This window comes from Stutzerimonas stutzeri (assembly GCF_002890915.1).
GTDB lineage: Bacteria > Pseudomonadota > Gammaproteobacteria > Pseudomonadales > Pseudomonadaceae > Stutzerimonas > Stutzerimonas stutzeri_AF.
The window spans coordinates 515246-535576 of sequence record NZ_POUT01000002.1; the positions used below are offsets into that span (position 1 = coordinate 515246).

At 68.0% G+C, this 20331-nt stretch carries 19 protein-coding genes; 14 read left to right on the forward strand and 5 right to left on the reverse strand.

Annotated features, from left to right (window positions below; genetic code table 11):
* Nucleotides 1-24: 24 nt before the first annotated feature.
* From CXK94_RS06200 to CXK94_RS06230, 7 genes are all read left to right on the forward strand, one after another.
* Nucleotides 25-372 carry a DUF4389 domain-containing protein gene (locus CXK94_RS06200; protein WP_037042202.1) on the forward strand — a complete coding sequence of 116 codons (348 nt, stop codon included), beginning with the start codon at nucleotides 25-27 and terminating at the stop codon, nucleotides 370-372.
* Nucleotides 369-827, forward strand: a complete 459-nt coding sequence (gene sixA, locus CXK94_RS06205) for a phosphohistidine phosphatase SixA (protein WP_102893648.1) — start codon at nucleotides 369-371, stop codon at nucleotides 825-827. The genes CXK94_RS06200 and sixA overlap by 4 nt, the downstream gene beginning before the upstream one ends.
* A gap of 85 nt (nucleotides 828-912) precedes the next feature.
* Nucleotides 913-1356 carry a hotdog fold thioesterase gene (locus CXK94_RS06210; RefSeq protein ID WP_102893649.1) on the forward strand — a complete coding sequence of 148 codons (444 nt, stop codon included), beginning with the start codon at nucleotides 913-915 and terminating at the stop codon, nucleotides 1354-1356.
* A 130-nt stretch (nucleotides 1357-1486) separates the two neighbouring features.
* On the forward strand, nucleotides 1487-2296 hold the full coding sequence (locus tag CXK94_RS06215; RefSeq protein ID WP_037042201.1) for an alpha/beta fold hydrolase: 810 nt from the start codon (nucleotides 1487-1489) through the stop codon (nucleotides 2294-2296).
* Complete coding sequence (locus CXK94_RS06220) at nucleotides 2293-3150, forward strand: alpha/beta fold hydrolase (RefSeq protein ID WP_102893650.1); 858 nt, start codon at nucleotides 2293-2295, stop codon at nucleotides 3148-3150. The genes CXK94_RS06215 and CXK94_RS06220 overlap by 4 nt, the downstream gene beginning before the upstream one ends.
* Before the next feature lie 168 nt (nucleotides 3151-3318).
* Complete coding sequence (locus CXK94_RS06225; protein WP_102893651.1) at nucleotides 3319-4122, forward strand: DUF4892 domain-containing protein; 804 nt, start codon at nucleotides 3319-3321, stop codon at nucleotides 4120-4122.
* Between the two features lie 82 nt (nucleotides 4123-4204).
* Nucleotides 4205-5296, forward strand: a complete 1092-nt coding sequence (locus tag CXK94_RS06230; protein WP_102893652.1) for an AI-2E family transporter — start codon at nucleotides 4205-4207, stop codon at nucleotides 5294-5296.
* 105 nt (nucleotides 5297-5401) lie between these two features.
* Here CXK94_RS06230 and CXK94_RS06235 read toward each other — a convergent pair whose 3' ends face one another.
* The gene (locus tag CXK94_RS06235; RefSeq protein ID WP_037042222.1) at nucleotides 5402-6391 is read right to left on the reverse strand and encodes a patatin-like phospholipase family protein; all 990 of its coding nucleotides are present in this window, start codon (nucleotides 6389-6391) and stop codon (nucleotides 5402-5404) included.
* 180 nt (nucleotides 6392-6571) lie between these two features.
* Here CXK94_RS06235 and selD point away from each other — a divergent pair, with 180 nt between their 5' ends.
* From selD to CXK94_RS06250, 3 genes are read left to right on the forward strand one after another with little or no spacing between them, the layout of a single operon-like run.
* On the forward strand, nucleotides 6572-7606 hold the full coding sequence (gene selD, locus CXK94_RS06240; protein ID WP_102893653.1) for a selenide, water dikinase SelD: 1035 nt from the start codon (nucleotides 6572-6574) through the stop codon (nucleotides 7604-7606).
* Entirely contained in the window at nucleotides 7606-8724 is a 1119-nt protein-coding gene (gene mnmH / locus CXK94_RS06245) for a tRNA 2-selenouridine(34) synthase MnmH (protein WP_102893654.1), read from the forward strand. The genes selD and mnmH overlap by 1 nt, the downstream gene beginning before the upstream one ends.
* An 11-nt stretch (nucleotides 8725-8735) precedes the next feature.
* Entirely contained in the window at nucleotides 8736-9014 is a 279-nt protein-coding gene (locus CXK94_RS06250) for a hypothetical protein (RefSeq protein WP_102893655.1), read from the forward strand.
* A gap of 598 nt (nucleotides 9015-9612) precedes the next feature.
* On the opposite strand, the gene CXK94_RS06255 is transcribed toward CXK94_RS06250, so the two are convergent.
* On the reverse strand, nucleotides 9613-12303 hold the full coding sequence (locus CXK94_RS06255; protein WP_102893656.1) for an HAD-IC family P-type ATPase: 2691 nt from the start codon (nucleotides 12301-12303) through the stop codon (nucleotides 9613-9615).
* 168 nt (nucleotides 12304-12471) lie between these two features.
* On the opposite strand from CXK94_RS06255, the gene CXK94_RS06260 reads away from it, so the two are divergent.
* The 4 genes from CXK94_RS06260 to CXK94_RS06275 all read left to right on the forward strand — a co-directional run bounded on the left by CXK94_RS06260 (nucleotide 12472) and on the right by CXK94_RS06275 (nucleotide 17306).
* Nucleotides 12472-13389 carry an AAA family ATPase gene (locus tag CXK94_RS06260; RefSeq protein ID WP_102893657.1) on the forward strand — a complete coding sequence of 306 codons (918 nt, stop codon included), beginning with the start codon at nucleotides 12472-12474 and terminating at the stop codon, nucleotides 13387-13389.
* 34 nt (nucleotides 13390-13423) lie between these two features.
* On the forward strand, nucleotides 13424-14386 hold the full coding sequence (locus CXK94_RS06265; protein WP_102893658.1) for a DUF58 domain-containing protein: 963 nt from the start codon (nucleotides 13424-13426) through the stop codon (nucleotides 14384-14386).
* Nucleotides 14383-16383: a transglutaminase TgpA family protein gene (locus tag CXK94_RS06270; protein WP_102893659.1), complete on the forward strand. Its 2001-nt coding sequence runs from the start codon at nucleotides 14383-14385 to the stop codon at nucleotides 16381-16383. The genes CXK94_RS06265 and CXK94_RS06270 overlap by 4 nt, the downstream gene beginning before the upstream one ends.
* 125 nt (nucleotides 16384-16508) lie before the next feature.
* Nucleotides 16509-17306, forward strand: a complete 798-nt coding sequence (locus CXK94_RS06275; protein WP_102893660.1) for an acyl-CoA thioesterase — start codon at nucleotides 16509-16511, stop codon at nucleotides 17304-17306.
* Nucleotides 17307-17369: 63 nt separating this feature from the next.
* Here the strand turns inward: CXK94_RS06275 and CXK94_RS06280 are convergent, their stop codons facing one another.
* Genes CXK94_RS06280 through CXK94_RS06290 form a run of 3 tightly spaced genes read right to left on the reverse strand, consistent with a single transcriptional unit; the run spans nucleotide 17370 to nucleotide 20173 of the window.
* Entirely contained in the window at nucleotides 17370-18665 is a 1296-nt protein-coding gene (locus CXK94_RS06280; protein WP_102893661.1) for a TRAP transporter large permease, read from the reverse strand.
* Nucleotides 18655-19131, reverse strand: coding sequence for a TRAP transporter small permease (locus CXK94_RS06285; RefSeq protein WP_102893662.1), 477 nt, complete (start codon nucleotides 19129-19131; stop codon nucleotides 18655-18657). Before CXK94_RS06285 ends, CXK94_RS06280 begins: the two co-directional genes overlap by 11 nt.
* 46 nt (nucleotides 19132-19177) lie before the next feature.
* Complete coding sequence (locus tag CXK94_RS06290) at nucleotides 19178-20173, reverse strand: DctP family TRAP transporter solute-binding subunit (protein ID WP_102893663.1); 996 nt, start codon at nucleotides 20171-20173, stop codon at nucleotides 19178-19180.
* Between the last annotated feature and the right edge of the window lie 158 nt (nucleotides 20174-20331).

Sequence of the window (20331 nt, forward strand, 5' to 3'; positions counted from 1 at the left end):
CCACGTGCCTACCGGAGACAATCCATGAGTCAATCCAATCGCAGTACGGAACGCGAATCGTTGATCCTGCGGGCCGTCTGGATGCTGATCTTCTTCTTCGTCTGGCAGGTCGCGGAGCTGGTGCTGCTGGTCGTCGTGGTACTGCAGCTGATCCTGCGCCTGCTCAAGGGGCAGGCGGACGCCAGCCTGCAGGCTTTCGGTGACAGTCTCAGCCAGTACATCGCGCAAATCGGCCGCTTCGCCACCTTCAATACCGAACGCAAGCCCTGGCCGCTGTCCGATTGGCCGGTGCCGCGTCCGGCCGATGTCGAGCTGGCGCCGACGGTGCCGCCGCAACCGCCGGTCGAGCCGAACGAAGAGCAGGCGCCATGAGGCTCTGGCTGCTGCGCCATGGCGAGGCCGAGCCGCGGGCTCGCACCGATGCCGAGCGCAATCTGACCGAGCGCGGCCGCCGCGACGTGCGGGAGAATGCCGCACATCTGCGCGGCCGCGCACTGCAGGCGATTCTGGTGAGCCCCTACCAGCGGGCGCAGCAGACCGCCGACGAGGTGCGACGGACGCTGGGCTTCGAGGGAGCCTGCGAAACCGTGCCGTGGCTGACGCCGGAGTCCGACCTGAACGAGGCGTTGCGCCAGCTCGATCGGCGCGGCGAGGGCGAGCTGCTGCTGGTCACGCATCAGCCGCTGGTCGGCAGCCTCGGCGGCTGGCTGGTCCATGGTCATTCCGACGCGTCATTGCCGATGGCGACGGCGTCCCTGGCCGAACTCGAGGGCGAGGCGATTGCCGGGGGGTTGATGCGGCTGGTGTCGTTGCGTCACGTTCGTTAGGGTAGGCAGGCTCCGGCCCGCATCGTTCAGCTGGCCGGCCGAGCCTGACATCCAATAACAACGACATCCGCATGGAGTACGCGCCTTGAGCATCTGGTACCGCCAACCCGACCTGGAAGAGCTGCACAGCACCCGCAGGAACACCATCAGTGAACTGCTGGATATCCGTTTCGAATCCTTCGATGGCGAGTCCATCACGGCGAGCATGCCGGTCGATGCGCGCACCCACCAGCCCTATGGGCTGCTACATGGCGGCGCCTCGGTGGTGCTGGCCGAAACCCTCGGCTCCATGGCCAGCTACCACTGCATCGATACCAGCAAGTTCTACTGCGTGGGCCTGGAGGTGAACGCCAACCACCTGCGCGGCCTGCGCAGCGGACGGGTGACCGGGGTCTGCCGGCCGGTGCACCTGGGCCGCTCGACGCACGTCTGGGATATCCGCCTCAGCGGCGAGGACGGCAAGCCGAGCTGCATCTCGCGCCTGACCGTGGCGATCGTGCCGCTGGACAGGAACGCTCCGGCAGGCTGATTCGACGCGCAGGCCGCCGTTGCGGCCTGCTGATTGGCCTGAATGCCATCCATTCGGCGGGGCTATGGCGATTGCCGCCCGCCGAAGGCTGCCAGACAATGGCGGTCCGTCTGTTTCGGGCACTGGCCTCATGTCGCAACGCATCTTCTTCGCCCACGCCAACGGCTTTCCTTCGGCGACCTATAGCAAGCTGTTCGCCGCCCTCGCGCCGGAGTACCGGGTCACGCACATGGATCGGCACGGGCACGATCCGCGTTTTCCGGTGGACGACAACTGGAACAATCTGCTGGACGAGCTGTTCGAGCAGCTCGTGCGCCTGGGCGAGCCGGTCTGGGGCGTCGGCCATTCCTTCGGCGGCATGCTGCATTACCGCGCCGCGCTGCTGCGCCCGGAGCTGTACCACGGCGTGGTGATGCTCGACTCGCCACTGCCGACCTGGTTCGACCAGACCATCATCTGGGCCGCCAAGCGCCTGGGCTTCATCGACCGGCTGACACCGGCCGGGCGCACGCTGGGCCGGCGCGAGCAGTTCGGCAGCGCCGAGGAAGCGCGGGCGTACTTCGCCGGCAAGCCCTTGTTCCGCCGCTTCGATCCCGACTGCCTCGAGGCCTACATCGAACATGGCCTCGAGCCGGCCGGGCAGGGTATGCGCTTGCGCTTCGATCCGCAGACCGAGATCCGCATCTACCGCAGCGTGCCGCATGTGACACCCGGCTGGCCGCCCGCGCTGAAGATCCCGCTGGCCATGGTGCGCGGCCGCGACAGCCGCGTGGTGCTGCCGCACCATGGCTACCTGTTGCGGCTGATGGCGCGCGGTGAGGCGCACAGCCTGCCGGGCGGGCACATGTTCCCGCTGGAGCGCCCGCAGGACACCGCCGCCCTGCTCAGGCGGCTGTTCGACCGCTGGCGTCATCGCGAAAAAGTACAGGGGGCCGCATGAGCGTGCCGTTCGAGGAAGTCCGCCTGAGCCTGCCGCACATCGAGGTGGCCGCCCATCTCTATGGGCCCGAGGACGGCAGGCCGGTCATCGCCCTGCATGGCTGGCTGGACAATGCCGCCACCTTCAGCCGGCTGGCGCCGCATCTGCCGGGGGTGCGCATCGTCGCCCTGGACCTGCCCGGACACGGCCATTCCGAGCACCGCCCGATCGGGGCGGGCTACAACATCTGGGACTATGTGCACGACGTGCTGCAGGTCGCCGAACAGTTCGGTTGGCAACGCTTTTCCCTGCTGGGGCACTCCATGGGGGCGATCGTCTCGGTGCTGCTCGCCGGTGCGCTGCCCGAGCGCGTCGAGCGCCTGGCGCTGATCGACGGCGTAATCCCCTATACCGGCGAGGCGGACGGCGCTCCGCAGAAGCTGGGGGCGGCATTGAAGGCGCTGCTGGCGGTCGATGGCAAGCGCAAGCCGGTCTACGCCCGCTTCGAGCAGGCGGTCAAGGCACGCATGAAAGGCGTGGGCGCGGTCAGCCAGGAAGCGGCCGAACGGCTTGCGCAGCGCGGGCTGATGCCCGTGCCGGGCGGCTACACCTGGCGCACCGATGCGCGGCTGATGCTGCCCTCGCCGCTGCGCCTGACCCGCGCCCATGCCCTGGCGTTCGTCGGCCAGGTGGCCTGTCCGACCCGCCTGGTGCTGGCCGAGCAGGGCCTGATGACCCAGCCGGACATGCTGGCGTTCACCGAGAGCCTGCCCTTTGCGGTGCACCGACTGCCCGGCGGGCATCATCTGCACCTGGACGACGAGGCCGGGGCGCAAGCGGTTGCGGCGGTGTTCGAGGCTTTCCTGCGCGGCTGAGGGGTTCTGGGCCGCTGCAAGAATCTGTCGTAAAGCCTTGCTTGACTTGCTTTTGCCAACTGGCGAGGCTGGGAGCCATCGTCCCGATCGAGGCACCGCAATGATCGATTTCTACCGCGCCGCGACGCCCTGCGGGCGATCGTCGATGCCGACCCGTTGAGGAGTTTTATGCGAGGAGCATGGATAGCCGGGCTGGCGCTGATCGGCAGTGCCGCCTGGGCGGCGGATGTGCCCGGCAGCGCTGACCTGGAGGTACTGCCCCGATTCGCCCAGGCGCAGATCATCGACTACCGGCAGTTGCCGGTGCAGGAGCGTGTGTACCCGCAGGATTCGATTCGTCGCATCAGCGGTAACCTGCGCATGGCCGCGCAGGTCGTGGCGTCCGGGAACCTGACCGCCATCACCTACCAGCTGCCCGCCGTACACAGCGGTATCGAGGCGTTCAGCCAGGCCCGTGGCGAGCTTCTGCGGCAGGATGCGGAGCTGCTGTTCTGGTGCGAAGGCCGCGAATGCGGCTCCAGCAGCCTGTGGGCCAACTCGATCTTCGGCAAATCCATGCTCTACGGCCCGGAAGGCCAGCAGGCCTATCTGCTGGCGCGGTTGCCCGATGCGGCCGACAGCCTGGTGGCGCTCTATGGCATAACCCGCGGCAATGGGCGGCCATACCTGCACGTCGAACAGTTGCAGCCGGACCGGCCGCTGGCCGATGTCCTGCCGAACGCGGCCACGCTCTTGCGCCAGTTGCGCAGCACCGGCGAGTTGCGTCTGCCGCGCCTGGCTGACGAACCGACGGCCGACTGGGGGCAGTTGCTGGCCGACGTTCTCAGGCTGGACAGCACCATGCGGATCAGCCTCGCCGGACGCGGTGCGGTCGCCTGGCGCGAGGCGCTGATCGCCGAACGGATTCGCGCCGGGAGGCTGGAGGTGGATGATTCGCCGGCGCCGGGGCTGCTTGTCCGGCTCTTGCGCTGAGCCATGGGTGCGGCTGCAATAGCCGCTTTGGCTGGCGTGCTTTCGCGAGGCGCGCCGGCTTTTCTCGATAGAGTGCTTGTGCATGCTCAACAATGATCGGCTGCTGGTGCAGATACTGCTTCTGGCCCTGCTGGGGGCCTGCCTCTGGGTATTGGCGCCATTCGCCTCGGCGCTGTTCTGGGCGGCCGTGCTGGCGTTCGCCAGCTGGCCGGTGATGCGCGTGCTGACACGCTGGTTGAATGGCAATGCGACGCTGGCGGCCGGAGTGCTGACCTTCGGCTGGATGGTGCTGGTGGCGGTGCCGCTGGTCTGGTTGGGGCTCAACATCGCCGACCATATCCGCGAAGCCAACGCCTTGCTGCACAATTTCCAGGTCGATGGGCTACCGCCGCCGCCACACTGGCTGGGCGATCTGCCGTTGGTCGGCGACCGCCTGGTGGTGTTCTGGGAGGCGGTGGACGAGCAGGGCACCGCATTGATCGCCAGCATTCGCCCCTATGTCGGCCAGGTCGCCAACTGGCTGCTGGTGCGCAGCGCGCGGATCGGCGGCGGCATGCTCGAACTGGCGCTGAGCCTGGTGCTGGTGTTCTTCTTCTATCGTGACGGCCCGCAGCTGGCGGCCTTCGTGCATAGCCTGCTGCACCGTCTGATCGGCAACCGCGCCGATCACTACCTGGAACTGGTCGCCGGCACGGTACAACGGGTGGTCAATGGCGTGATCGGTACGGCCGCAGCGCAGGCAGTGCTGGCCTATATCGGTTTTCTCATCGCCGGCATTCCCGGCGCACTGGTGCTCGGGCTGCTGACCTTTGCCTGTAGCTTCGTCATGGTGCCGCCGCTGGTGTGGGGGCCGGCGGTCGCCTGGCTGGCCTGGCAGGGCGACTACGGCATGGCGATCTTTCTCGGCATCTGGGGCATGTTCGTCATCAGCGGCGTGGATAACGTGCTCAAGCCCTACCTGATCAGCCGTGGCGGCAACCTGCCGTTGGTGGTGGTGCTGCTGGGGGTGTTCGGCGGCATCCTCGCCTTCGGCTTCATGGGCCTGTTCCTTGGTCCGACCCTGCTTGCCGTGGCCTACAGCCTGCTGGGCGACTGGCTGATCAAGGAGGTGCCGGACGCGGCCCACAAGGACGCGCTGCCTGCGGGCGAGGTGCGCGAAGGCGTCAAGCCTTAGGGCGGTGGGCAGATCCGTGGGGCGGCGCTGAAGTGGGTAGGGTGGATGTCGCTTTATTACATCCACCGTGACGCGGTTTGGTGGATCAATGAAGCGCGATCCACCCTACAGCTCCTCTTCGTAGCGCACCAGGGCGTCGCGGGCGACGATACGGCCAAGGGCGATCAGCTCCGGCGCCTTGTAGAACTCGTAGAAGCGGCAGGCCCGCTTGGGGATGTTGACCAGCACGTTCGGCGGGTAGCCGGCGATCTTGTACTGGGCCAGCGATGACTGCATGACGTCGAAGCTCTGGTTGATCAGTTCCAGCAGCGATGCCGGACCGGTGACGTCGATGACCGTCGAGCCCTCCGCCGATTTCGGTGCGCTCTGGCTGGTGGGCGCCGTGGGTGGCTGGTCGCCGCGCATCAGCTCGCCGGCGCGGATGTCGCTGATCTGCTCGTCCAGCTCGATGCCGTCCTTGCGCCAGAAGGGGATGTGCGCGCTGATCGAACTCATCATCGCGTCGAAACGCCCGGGCCGTTCGATTTCCGGCAGCGGGTACTGCTTGTGGTTGTTGGCGTTGAGGTTGACGGCGATGATCAGGTCGCAGTGCGCCGACACCACCGGCACGATCGGCAGCGGATTGAGCAGGCCGCCGTCGACCAGCATGCGGTTGCCCTGCATGACCGGTGTGAACAGGCTCGGTATGGCTGCCGAAGCGCGCATGGCCAGCTCCAGGCTGCCTTCCTGGAACCAGATTTCCTGCTGGTTGGTGAGGTCCGTGGCGACTGCGGTGAAGGGAATCGGCAGGTCCTCGATATTGATCTTGCCGACCATGTCGCGGATGCGCCCGAAGACCTTTTCGCCGCGGATGGCGCCCAGGCTGAAGCTGGGATCGACCAGGCGCAGCAGGTCCAGGTAGTCGAGGTTCTCGATCCAGGTGCGGTATTCGTCGAGCTTGCCGGCTGCGTAGATGCCGCCGACCACCGCGCCCATGGAGCACCCGGCGATGCAGGCGATCTCGTAGCCGCGCGCTTCCAGCTCCTCGATCACCCCGATGTGCGCATACCCCCGCGCACCGCCGGAGCCCAGTACCAGTGCAACTTTCTTGCTCATGCGGTTCCCCTTGTCGCTCCGCGCTAGCTTCACGCCTGCTCGGGCAGCCTGCAAGCGGATGATGAAGACCTGATGACCCGGATGCCCACCACTGCGCTCGAACTCTGCCATCGCGGGGCCGCGGCATGCGCCGCCTTTGCTACAATCGCGGCCCGTTTGACGTGCCACGAGAGAGCCCCGATGAGCGAACCGATCCGTCTCACCCAGTACAGCCACGGCGCCGGTTGCGGCTGCAAGATCTCGCCCAGGGTGCTGGACGTGATTCTTGCCGGCAGCGGTGCGCAGAATCTCGACCCGCGCCTGTGGGTCGGCAACGCCTCGCGCGACGACGCGGCGGTGTATGGCATCGACGAGGAGCGCGGCGTGGTTTCGACTACCGACTTCTTCATGCCCATCGTCGACGATCCCTTCGATTTCGGCCGCATCGCCGCGACCAATGCCATCAGCGACATCTACGCCATGGGCGGCGATCCGCTGATGGCCATCGCCATTCTCGGCTGGCCGGTCAACGTGCTGCCGGCGGAAGTGGCCCGCGAGGTCATCGCTGGCGGCCGGGCGGTGTGCGAGGCCGCCGGCATCCCGCTCGCCGGCGGCCACTCGATCGACGCACCGGAACCGATCTTCGGCCTCGCCGTCACCGGCCTGGTGAACAAGCGCCAGATGAAGCGCAACGACACCGCGACCGCCGGCTGCAAGCTGTACCTGACCAAGCCGCTGGGCATCGGCATCCTCACCACCGCCGAGAAGAAGGCCTGCCTGCGGGCCGAGGACGTCGGGCTGGCACGCGACTGGATGTGCACGCTGAACACCGCCGGCAGCCACTTCGGCAAGCTCGAGGGCGTGCACGCGATGACCGATGTCACCGGTTTCGGCCTGCTCGGCCATCTGGTGGAAATGGCCGATGGCAGCGGCCTGACCGCCGAGATCGACTACGCGCGCGTGCCGCGCCTGCCGGGCGTGGAGTACTACCTCGGCTTGGGTTGCGTGCCCGGTGGCACCCAGCGCAACTTCGACAGCTACGGCGAACGCATCGCCGCGCTCGACGACGCCCACAAGCAACTGCTGTGCGACCCGCAGACCAGCGGCGGCCTGCTGGTGGCCGTGGCACCGGACGGCGAGGGGGAATTCCTCGCCGCCTGCGCCGAACTCGACCTGCAGCTCGAGCCCATCGGCCGGCTGGTCGACGCGCGCACCCATGCGGTCGAGGTGCGTTGATGCGCGCTGATACCGACGATTTTCGCGCACTGTTCCTCAACGACGTGCCGATGATGGATGCCCGCGCGCCGGCGGAGTTCGCCAAGGGCGCCTTCCCCGGCGTGGTCAACCTGCCGCTGATGGACGACAGCGAGCGGCAGAAGGTCGGCACCTGCTACAAGCAGCATGGCCAGAAAGCCGCTCTCGACCTGGGCCACCGGCTGGTCTCCGGCCAGGTCAAGGCTGAGCGGATGCAGGCCTGGGCCGATTTCGCCCGCGCCCATCCGGAGGGCTACCTGTATTGCTTCCGCGGCGGATTGCGCTCGCAGATCGTCCAGCAGTGGCTGCGGGACGAAGCGGGCATCGACTATCCGCGGGTCACCGGCGGCTACAAGGCCATGCGCCATTTCCTGCTGGAAACCCTCGAGCAGGCGGTGCAGCAATGCGATTTCGTCCTGGTCGGCGGCATGACCGGCACCGGCAAGACCGAGGTGCTGGCGCGGCTCGACAACAGCCTGGACCTGGAAGGGCTGGCCAACCACCGCGGCTCCAGCTTCGGCAAGCGCGCCACGCCGCAGCCGGCGCAGATCGATTTCGAGAACGCCCTGGCGATTCGCCTGTTGAAGATGCGCGCTGCCGGTATCGAGCAGTTCGCCGTCGAGGACGAGGCGCGCCTGGTCGGACGCTGCTCGATTCCGCTGCCGCTGTTTCACGGCATGCAGCAATTCCCATTGGTCTGGCTCGAAGACAGCCTGGAGGGCCGGATCGAGCGGATTCTCAAGGACTACGTGATCGACCTCTGCGCCGAGTTCATCGCCGAGCAGGGTGAGACCGGTTTCGCAGCTTTCGCCGAGCGTCTGCAGCAAAGTCTGGTCAATATCTACAAGCGCTTGGGCGGCGAGCGCTACCAGCGGCTGGCGCTGATCATGGATCAGGCCCTGGCCGAACAGGCGCGTAGCGGCGCGGTGGATCTGCATCGCGGCTGGATCGAAGGGCTGCTGAGCGAATACTACGATCCGATGTACGCCTACCAGCGCGAAAGCAAGGCGGAGCGCATCGAGTTCGCCGGCGAGCAGCAGGCGGTCATCGAGTATCTGCAGCACCGCCACGCGAGAACCGAATACCTGAACAGGAACTGAGGGACGATGCGATGAAGACCTGGCTATCCTTGCCCTTGCTGGTGCTGCTGCTGGCCGGCTGTGCCGGCAAGACCGCTTACCGTGACAGCTGCGCCGCAGAACTGGATGCGGCGTGGAAGGAGCAGAGCCTGGCGGAAGCCGAAGGCTTCGCCGGTACCGTGAGCTATTCCAAGGCACTGGCCCTGCTCACTGGTGCCAAGACCCAGCAGCAGTTCGAGGCATTCCAGGGCTGTACGCAGAAGGCGCAGAAAGCGCGTTTCTATCTTCGCGAGTCGCGCGCTGGGCGCTAGAAGTCGCAGTTGTTAGGCATGGTGCTTTGAGCCTCTGGCAGGCCTTCGGCCTGCGATCGCCGCGAGGTCGCGCCTCCCACAGGGGTTATGCGGTGCCTGCTGTTTGGGTGGGAGGTCCGACCCCGGGGCGAGGCTTTTGAGCCTCTGGCAGGCCTTCGGCCTGCGATCGCCGCGAGGTCGCGCCTCCCACAGGGGTTATGCGGTGCCTGCTGTTTGGGTGGGAGGCCCGACCCGGGGCGAGGCTTTTGAGCTTCTGGCAGGCCCTCGGCCTGCGATCGCCGCGAGGTCGCGCCTCCCACAGGGTTTATGCGGTGCCTGCTGTTTGGGTGGGAGGCCCGACCCCGGGGCGAGGCTTTTGAGCTTCTGGCAGGCCTGCGGCCTGCGATCGCCGCGAGGTCGCGCCTCCCACAGGGGTTGTGCGGTATCTGCTGCTTGGGTGGGAGGCCCGACCCCGGGGCGAGGCTTTTGAGCTTCTGGCAGGCCTTCGGCCTGCGATCGCCGCGAGGTCGCGCCTCCCACAGGGTTTTATGTGGTGCCTGCTGTTTGGGTGGGAGGCCCGACCCCGGGGCGAGGCTTTCAAGCTTGAAGCCTTGGGCTCTTACAGCGGCCAGCCGGCCCGTCGGCGCATCCACTTCTCCAGTTCGACCACCACCAGCAACGCGGCGCCGGCCAGCAGGCACAGGCCCCAGGCTGCCAGGTCCAGCGTTTCGGTCGCGAACAGCCGCTGCAGTGGCTCCCAGTGCGTGAAGGCCAGCTGCAGCGCCACCAGTAATACCACCATGCCCCAGACCATCGGGTTGTCCCGCAGGCCGAAGCGCGCCGCTGCGTTGATTTGCCGGCTGCTGAACAGATAGGCGATTTCGCAGGCCACCAGCGCGTTCACCGCCAGTGTGCGGCTGGCCTCCAGGCTCCAGCCCAGCTGCTGGGCGTAGATGAAGACGCCCATGCAGGCCGCGGTCATCAGCACGGCCACCAGCACCACCCGCCACAGCAGCTGCACGCTCAGCAGCGGGGCGCGCGGGTCACGCGGCGGCCTCCGCATCAGGTCCGCCTCGCCCGGCTCGAAGGCAAGGGCCAGCGCCAGGGTGACCGCGGTGATCATGTTCACCCAGAGGATCTGCAGCGGGGTGATCGGCAGGGTCAGGCCGAGGGCGATGGCCACCAGCAGGACCAGGGCTTCGCCGCCGTTGGTGGGCAGGATGAACAGGATCGACTTTTTCAGGTTGTCGTAGACCGTGCGACCTTCCTCCACCGCGTGGGCGATGGTGGCGAAGTTGTCGTCGGCCAGTACCATCTGCGCCGCTTCCTTGGCCACCTCGGTGCCCTTGATGCCCATCGCCACGCCGATGTCGGCGCGCTTGAGCGCGGGCGCGTCGTTGACGCCATCGCCGGTCATGGCCACGCGTGCGCCGCAGGCCTGCAGGCGCTCCACCAGGCGCAGCTTGTGCGCCGGGCTGGTACGGGCGAACACCGTGGTCTCGGCCAGGCGCGCATCGAGCTGCGCATCGCTGAGATGATCCAGTTCGGCCCCGCTGAGCGGTGCCTGGCTTCCCAGGCCGAGCCGCGCCGCGATCGCCGCGGCAGTGGCGGCGTGGTCGCCGGTGATCATCTTCACCGCGATGCCGGCCTGATGGCACTCGGCGATCGCGTCGATGGCTTCCTCGCGCGGCGGGTCGAGCATGCCGACCAGGCCCAGCAGCACGAAATCGCCTTCGAGGTCTTCGTAGTTCAGTTCGTGCCGTGGCACGCCGAGGGGGCGCATCGCCAGCCCGAGCATGCGCAGCCCCTGGCTGGCGCCATCGGCCAGGACCTTGTGCCAATAGGCCGGGACCAGCGGCTCGGCACAGCCGGCGACCAGCTGGCGGTTGCACACTTCCAGCAGCCGCTCCGGGGCGCCGACCAGATAGATGAGCCCGTGGCCGGCGTGGTCGTGGTGCAGGCTGGCCATGCAGCGGCGTTCGGAACTGAACGGGATGCCGTCGACGCGTGGGACATGCGCGTGTTCATGCTCGGCCTGCAGGCCGAGCTTGCCGGCAAGGGTGAGCAGGGCGGCTTCGGTCGGGTCGCCGGTGATGCTCCAGTCGTCGCCGTCGCTCAGCAGGCTGGCGCTGTTGCAGAGCAGGCCGGCGCGGGCCAGCGCTTGGAGGTCGGTCGCCTCGTCGAGCATGCACAGCTGGCCGTCATCACAGCGGACACTGCCCTGCGGCGCATAGCCGACGCCGTCGATCTGGTAGCGGTGGGCGGCGGTGAAGACCTGCTGCACCGTCATTTCGTTGCGGGTCAGGGTGCCGGTCTTGTCGGAGCAGATCACCGTGACCGCGCCGAGGCTTTCCACTGCCGGCAGATGGCGGATGATCGCCCGGCGCCGCGCCATCCGTTGCACGCCCAGGGCGAGGGTAATGGTCAGCACCGCGGGCAAGCCTTCGGGAATGGCCGCGACGGCCAGGCCGACCGCCGCCAGCAGCATGTCGTTGGACGAGTAGCCGCGCAGGGTGACGCCGAAGACGTAGGTGCCCAGCGCCAGCGCCAGGATGATGACGGTCAGCACCTTGGCGAAGCGCGTCATGTCGGCGAGCAGCGGTGTCTGCAGGCTGACGACTTCGCCGAGCATGTGGCTGATCCGGCCCAGTTCGGTCTGGCCCGCCGTGGCCACCACCACGCCGTAGCCGCTGCCGGCGCTGACCAGGGTGCCGGAGTAGGCCATGCTGTGGCGGTCGCCGAGGCTGGCATCGCGGGCCACCGGCTCGACCTGTTTGTCGCTGGGCAGCGATTCACCGGTCAGCGCCGCCTCTTCGATACGCAGGTCGCGGCATTCCAGCAGGCGCAGGTCGGCGGGGACTCGGTCGCCGGCTTCCAGCAGCACCATGTCGCCCGGCACCAGTTGCTCGGCCGCCACCGTGGTGGTCTGCCCGGCGCGACGCACCTTGCTGTCGAGCGTCAGCATCTTCTGGATGGCGCGCATGGCCTGTTCAGCCTTGCCTTCCTGGACGAACCCGACGATCGCGTTGATCACCACCACGGCGAAGATCACGGCGCTGTCGAGCCATTCGCCGAGGGCGAGGGTGACCAGGGCCGAGAGGATCAGCACGTAGATCAGCAGGTTGTGAAACTGCAGCAGGAAGCGCTTGACCGGGCCGTTGCTACGGCGTCGCGGCAGGCGATTGGGGCCGAAGACCTGCAGGCGCCGCTGCGCTTCCTCGGCATTCAGGCCACTGGACGAGACGTCCAGGTGCTGCAGGGTCTGGTCGGCGGGTTGCGCATGCCAGGCGTGTGGCGCGGGCGTGGACATCGGAGCCTCCTGGCAACTCTGGAGACGTCAAGCCTAAGCCGTCGAGCGGAGCGGGACATAGCGTTGGATCAAGGTCCGTATCACAAACTCGTTACCCGGCGTTTCCTGTGCTTTGCCTGGCGGCGGATGGCCAGTAGCATCGGAGCGGGACGAACAGAGGAGAGTTGCATGCGTACCCGACTGGATGCCTGTCTGCGGGCGGTCAACGAAGTACTGCTCGGCAAGGAAGCTCAGGTGCGGCTGGCCCTGGCCTGCCTGCTGGCCCGCGGCCACCTGCTGGTCGAGGACATGCCGGGGATGGGCAAGACCACCCTCAGCCATGCCCTGGCCAAGGTGCTGGGGCTGGAGTTCCAGCGCATCCAGTTCACCTCCGACCTGCTGCCTGGCGACATCCTCGGGACCTCGGTGTTCGACAAGGATAGCGGGCAGTTCGTCTTTCATCCGGGGCCGATCTTCGCCGAGCTGGTGCTGGCCGACGAGATCAATCGCGCCACCCCGAAGAGCCAGAGCGCGCTGCTCGAGGCGATGGAGGAGGGGCAGGTCACCATCGAGGGCGAGACCCGGCCGCTGCCCGAGCCGTTCTTTGTCATCGCCACGCAGAATCCGGTGAGCTCCGGTGGCACCTTCGCCCTGCCGGAATCGCAGTTGGACCGCTTCCTGATGCGCGTGTCGCTGGGCTATCCGGCCAAGGCGGCGGAAAAGGCCCTGCTGCTCGGCGAGGTCCGGCGCGACCTGCTGGTCCGGCTGGAGCCCTTGCTCGAGCGTGCCGAGCTGCTGACGATCCAGGATGCCGTCTCCCAGGTGCGGGTCAGCGATGCGCTGGTCGACTACGTGCTGCGGCTGGTAGAAGCCACGCGGACCCAGCCGCAGTTCGCCTGGGGCCTGTCGCCGCGAGGCAGCCTCGCGCTGCTGGCGGCCGCGCGAGCCTGGGCATTTCTCGACGGACGCGATTACGTGATTCCCGAAGATGTCCAGGCCGTATTGCCGACGGTGGTCGGCCACCGCCTGCGCGAGCGCGCCGATGCCACCGGCCACGGCGGCGGCGCCCTGGTGCAGTGGCTGCTGCGCGAGGTGCCGGCGCTCTGATGGCCACGCCTGCCTCTGCGCGCGAGCGGCGCCGGTGAGGTTGCTGCCGCGTTTTCGCGAACGCTGGCTGCTGCGGCGGATTCCGCCGGCCTCCAGCGTGCGCCTGGACCAGCGGCGCATCTTCATCATGCCCACTGCCGTCGGCCTGGCCTTTTTCGTCGCGCTGCTGCTGATGCTGCTCACCGCGATCAACTACCAGAACAGCCTGGCCTACGGCCTGACCTTCCTGCTCGGCTCGGTCTACCTGGTCACCATCCTGCATACCTGGCGCAACCTTGCCGGGCTGGTGTTGCAGGCCGGCGGCACCAGCGCGGCCTTCGTCGGCGAGCAGGCACGTTTGCGCGTACGCCTGGAAAGCCGTGGCCGTGCCTACCAGGCGGTTGCGCTGGGCTGGCCGGTGAGCGGCCTGCGCCTGCTGGATGTGCCGGCCGGCGGTACGGTGGAAGTCGAGTTGAGTCTGCCGACCCAGCGCCGCGGCTGGCTACGACCCGGGCGCGTACGGGTGGAGAGTCGTTTCCCGCTGGGATTGCTGGTGGCCTGGAGCTGGGTCGATCTGGAACTGGCGGCGCTGGTCTACCCGCGCCCACTGGCCGGCGAGCGACTACCACAGGGCGGCGCACCGGACAGCGAGGAGGAGGGGGTGCAGGCCCGCGCCGGCGGCGTCGACGATTATCAGGGACTCAAGCCCTGGCAGCCGGGCGATTCGCGCCGGCGCCTGCACTGGAAGGCCTATTCCCGTGGGCAGGGCTTGCTGGTGAAGGATTTCGCCAGCCTGCTCGGCAGCGACCCGCTGCTGGACTTCGATGCGCTGCCGGGTGATACGGAACAACGTCTGTCGCTGCTCTGCCATTGGGTGGTGCAGTTGAGCGAGCGCCAGCAGCCTTTCGCATTGCGCCTGCCCGCCGGGACGATCGGCCCGGACAGCGGCCAGGCGCACCTGGATGCCTGCCTGCGCGCGCTGGCCTTGCACGGCGTGGCCGCGGAGGATGCACGGTGAGCGCGAAGCCGGGGATTCCACGCAACAGCCTGATCTGGCTGCTGGTGGCGCAGGTGCTGGTGATCCTGCCGCACCTCGCGCATCTGCCGCTATGGATCATCGGCCTCTGGCTGGGTTGCGCCGCCTGGCGGGTGCAGATCTTCCGCATGCGGGCGCGCTATCCCAACAGCTGGCTGAAGGCCGCGCTGATGATCAGTGCCGGCTTCGGCGTCTACTTCTCGCGCGGCAGCCTGGTCGGCCTGGAGGCAGGCGTGGTGCTGCTGATCGCGGCGTTCATCCTCAAGCTGGTGGAGATGAGCAGCCGCCGGGATGCGCTGGTGCTGATCTTCCTCGGCTTCTTCGCCGTGGTGACCAGCTACCTGTTCGAAGATGGCTTGCTGGCTGCCGCGTACAGCCTGCTGCCGGTCACGGCCCTGCTCGCGGCGATGATCGGCCTGCAGCAGGGCAGCCTGCTGACGCGGCCGTGGCCGACGCTGCGCCTGGCCGGCGCACTGTTGCTGCAGGCCGTGCCGCTGATGCTGGTGCTGTTCCTGTTCTTCCCGCGGTTGGCACCGCTGTGGTCGCTGCCGCAGCCGAGCGAGCGCGGCGTGACCGGCCTGGCCGACCACATGGCGCCGGGGGACATCGCTCGCCTGGGGCAGTCCGCGGCGCTGGCGTTTCGCGTCAGTTTCGACGGTGAGATGCCGCCGCGCGACCAGCTCTACTGGCGCGCGGTGACCTTCGAGCGTTTCGATGGCCGGCGCTGGTCGCAGTCCTTCGCCTCGCAGGTGCCGCAGGAGCCGGAGTGGGAGCCGGCCGGCGAGCCACTCGGCTATAGCATCGTCATGCAGCCCAGCGGCCAGCCCTGGCTGTTCGCGCTGGACGTGCCGCGCCTGGAGCCGGGGCAGGCGCAGATGATGGCCGATTTCCACCTGCAGCGGCGCCAACCGGTGAACCAGCCGTTGCTCTACCGGGCGACCTCCTGGCCGCAGGCGCGACGCGAGGCCGGCAGTGCGCCGCGGAGCCTGGAGCGCGCCCTGCAGTTGCCGGAGCAGGGCAACCCGCGCAGCCGCGCCTGGGCCGCGCAGCTGCGGCGTAGCGCGCGGACGCCGCAGGCGGTGGTGGATGCGCTGCTGGTGCACTTCAATCGTCAGCCCTATCGCTACACCCTCACGCCGCCGCCGGTGGGCACGCATATCGTCGACGATTTCCTGTTCGACACCCGCAGCGGCTTCTGCGCGCACTATGCCGGCGCGATGACCTTCGTTCTGCGCGCCGCCGGCATTCCGGCGCGCGTGGTGGCCGGCTACCAGGGTGGCGAGGTGAATCCGGCGGGCAACTACCTGTCGGTGCGCCAGTTCGATGCCCACGCCTGGGTCGAATACTGGGTGGCCGGGCGCGGCTGGGTCAGTGTCGACCCGACCTTCCAGGTCGCCCCCGAGCGCGTCGAGCAGGGCCTGGAGCAGGCCCTGGCAAGCGAGCAGAGCTTCCTGGCCGAGGAGCCGATGTCGCTGCTGCGCTATCGCGACATCGGCTGGCTGAACGAATGGCGGCTGCGCTGGGACAGCCTCAATTACGGCTGGCAGCGCTGGGTGCTCAACTATCGGGGCGAGCAGCAGCTGCAGGTGTTGCAACGCTGGTTCGGCAGGCTCGACGGCCAGGCGCTCGGGCTTGGCCTGGTGGCGGCCGTGGCGCTGCTGGTCGGTGTGCTCGCCTTGCTGCTGTTCAAGCCCTGGCGGCGCGAGAGCGACGTGCAGCAGCGGCTGTTCCAGCGCTTCGAGCGGCTGCTGGCCCGGCATGGCGTGTGGCGGCAGGCGGGCGAGGGCGCGCGCAGCTTCGCCGCGCGTGCGGCGAGCATGCTGCCCGGCCAGGCGGCGGCGATCGTCGAATTCGTGCGGCTCTACGAGCAGCAGCGCTATGCGCAGCAGCCGGCGGCGGCAGACGAGCTTGCGCGGGCCTTGCGCCGGCTGCGGCGGGCACTGCCCTGGCGTTTCGCGCAGCCTGGCGAGCGTTCATGAGCGTGGCCAGCCATTTCCAGCCTGGATGATCCGGCATTTCATCCAGCACCTTGCGCATGTCGCACTCGCCTGCCCGCCGGCATGCCTTTAACATCGCTCGGCATAACAATCGACAGGAGGTGGCCATGACCCTTTCCGAGTTGCTCCAGGCCGTGCGTGACAACCCGCGTGACATCGTCGTCCCGGCCAGCTGGGGCCAGGGCCGGGCCGGCTTCGGCGGCCTGGTCGCCGCGCTGGTCTACGAGAGCATGCGCGCCAAGGTGCCGGAGGGCCGGCCGCTGCGCTCGCTGGCGATCACCTTCGTCGGGCCGCTGGCGCTCGACACCCCGGCGAGCTTCGAGGCCCAAGTGCTGCGCGAGGGCAAGGCGGTGAGCCAGATGCTCGGCCGCGCGGTGCAGGACGGGCAGGTGGTCACCATCGTCCAGGGCAGCTTCGGCGCCCCCCGCGCTTCGGCCATCGCCGTCGCGGCCGAAGCGGCGCCGGCGATGCCGCCGGTCGAGGCCTGCCAGGAACTGCCCTACGTACCGGGCGCCACGCCGGAATTCACCCGCTACCTGGCGATGCGCTGGGGCATTGGCGGGTTGCCTTTCTCGGGCAATACCTCCCGCGAGATGGGCGGCTGGGTGCGCCAGCGCGGCGACGTGCCGCGCGAGCCGATGACCGAGGCGCACCTGCTGGCGCTGGTCGATGCCTGGCCGCCGGCGGTGCTCTCGCATCTGCAGGGCTTCGCCCCAGGCAGTTCGCTGACCTGGACCGTCGAGTTCATCCAGCCGTTGCCGGCCGTGGACAGCCATGACTGGTGCATGTATCGCGCGCTGATCGAGCATGCCCGCGACGGTTATGGACACTGTGCCGCGGCACTGTGGACGCCTGCCGGCGAACTGGTGGCGCTGAGCCGGCAGACGGTGACGGTGTTCGGCTAGCGCTCTGGCGAAAGTGTTGCTGGTGCGCACGACAGCGCGTTCGCACCAGCCTCTGGCCAGCGGTTACACCGCGTAACCGAGCACCCTCGGCAGCCACAGCGCGATCTCGGGAAAGATCGCCACCAGCAGCAGGGCGCTGCCCATGACCAGGACGAACAGCAGCGCCCAGCCCACCGTCTGTTCCAGGCGGATCTTCGCGACTTCCGCGGTGACCATCAGGTTGATCGCGACCGGCGGGGTGAACTGGCCGATGGCGATGTTCATCGCCAGGAGAATGCCGAACCACACCGGGTTCCAGCCGAAGTGCTGCATCACCGGAATCAGGATCGGCATCAGGATCAGGTAGATGGAGATCGCATCCAGCAGCATGCCGGCCAGCAACACCGCGATCATCACCAGGATCAGCAGCACCGTGCCGTTGTCCGACAGCGAGATGAGCCATTCGGCCAGATGGCGAAAGGTGCCGAGCATGGTCCCGGCCCAGGCGAAAATGCCCGCCAGGGCGATGATCAGCATGACCACGCCGGAAATCACCGCCGCCTCGCCGCAGAGCCGCCAGAGGTTGCGCCAGTCCAGTTCGCGGGTGACGAACAGGCCGATCAGCACGCCGTAGGTCACGCCGGCCACGGCGGCTTCGGTCGGGGTGAACAGGCCGCTGCGCAGGCCGCCGAGGATCAGCACCGGCGCGAACAGCGCGGGCAGCGCCTGGCGGAAGCTCTCGCCCAGCGGGGGCCGCTCGGCACCTTCCGGGTTTTCCCAGCCGTAGCGCCGGGCCAGCAGCCAGGCCGGCACCAGCAGCACCAGCCCGGCGATGATGCCGGGAAAAAGCCCGGCGGCGAACAGCGCGCGCAGATCCACCCCCGGGACCACGATGGAATAGAGGATCAGCGCGATCGAAGGCGGAATCAGAATGGCGGTGGACGCCGAGGCGGCGATCAGCGTCGCCGAGAAGGGCTTCGGATAGCCGGCGCGGGTCATGCTCGGCAGCATCACCATGGCCACCGCCGCGGCATCCGCCGGGCCCGAGCCGCTCATCCCGCCCATGATCAGGCAGACCAGGATGGCGACCATCGCCAGGCCACCGTGGCGTGGGCCGATCAGGGCCTGGGCGAAGCGCACCAGGCGCAGCGCCACGCCGGACTTCTCGAACACCAGGCCGGTGAGGATGAACAGCGGAATGGCGATCAGCGGGTACTTGGCGACGCCGTTGTAGGTGTTGGTGCCGAGGGTGGCGAGCATGTCCGGCGAGAGCCCGGCGAGGATGCCGATGGCCCCGGACAGCGCCAGGGAAAAGGCCACCGGCACGCCGATCAGCAGCAACAGCAGGAAGCTGGCGAGCATCCACAGATCAGGGCTCATCGGCGAGCCTCCCGCGCAGGCGGTCGAGGGTCATTTGCGTCAGCCGCACCAGGATGCAGAGCGCCAGCAGCGGCAGCCAGACCACGTACCACCAGTTCGGCAGGCCGAGCCCGGGGGACTCCGAATCCCACTGGTATTCCTCCAGGGCGAACTGGCCGCCGAACCAGACCACCAGGCCCAGCACCGCGACGCCGGCGAGCCATTGCAGAAGAATCAGCGGCACACGCAGGCGCGGAAACAGCCGCTCGATGAAGCCGATGCGGATGTGACGGTTGCTGCGCATCGCCACCGAAGCGCCGGCGAAGGTCAGGATGACCAGCAAAAACACCGAGAGCTCTTCGGTGAAGGCGAAGGAAGCATTGGTGAAATAGCGCACCACCACGTTGGCCAGGCTGATCAAGGCAATGATCACCAGCGCCAGGGTGGCCAGCACGCGCTCGAGGCGCGCGTCCTGTCGATTGTTCATGGGTTTCCTCGAATCCCGACGGCGAGCGCCGCCGGGGTAGAACGGTTTACTCGGCGATGGCGGTGCGAGCGGCTTCCACCAGCTCGGTGCCGATCTTCGGCGTCCACTTCTCATGCACGCTGCGGGTCGCCTCGACGAAGGCCTGATGTTGCTCGGCCGTCAGCTCGACGACCTCGACGCCGCGCTCGCGGATGTCGGCCAGGCGCTGGGCCTCGCCGCTGCGCGACAGCTCGATCTCCCATTGTCCGGCATCGATGGCCGCCTGGCGCAGCAGCTCGCGGTCGGCTTCGGGCAGCTGCTTCCAGACCCGCTGGTTGACGGCGAAGATCAGCGGGTCGGCCATGTAGTGCCAGAGGGTCAGGTACTTCTGCCCGACCTGATCGACGCGCGCCACGTCGAATACCGAAATCGGATTTTCCTGGCCATCCACCGCGCCGGTGGTCAGCGCCGGCTTGGCGTCGGCCCAGCTCATCTGCGTCGGGTTGGCGCCCAGCGCGCTGAAGGTGTCCTGGAACAGCGGCGAGCCGACCACACGGATCTTCAGGCCCGCGAGATCCGCCGGCGTGGTTACCGGCTTGGCGGAGTTGGAAATTTCCCGGAAGCCGTTCTCGGCCCAGGCCAGCGGGACGATGCCGCGTTTCTCGATGGCGGCGAAGGCCATCTGGCCGGCCTCGCCCTGGGTGATGGCGTCCAGGTCCCGGTTGTCGCTCATCAGGAAGGGCAGGGAGAACAGATTGAGCTCCGGCACCTGCGGCGACCAGTTGATGGTCGAGCCGACGGCCATGTCGATCAGCCCGGAGCGCATGGCGGAGAATTCCTTGGTCTGGTCACCCGCGACCAGTTGCGCGTTGGGGTAGACGCGCAGGGTGATCTCGCCCTTGGAGCGCTCGTTGACCAGGTCGGCCCACTTCTGGGCGGCCTGGCCCCAGGGGAAGGCGTCGGAGAGCACGGTGGATACCGAATATTCGCGGGCGGAGGCGGTAAAAGCGGCAGACAGGGCGGCAGCGGCGGCCAGCGCGGTGAGGCAGCGGGTCAGTTTCATGGGGCGTCCTTGTTCGGATCGGTCTTTTTTGATTTGCGTCGGCGAACACCGGGCACTGCGGGACAGCGACCGGCAACAGCGATGGCGGGATGAGGCCACCGGGGACGCGCGGATGGCGCGAAGGACGCGGCTGGCTGCGGAAGGGTAAATGCAGCGAG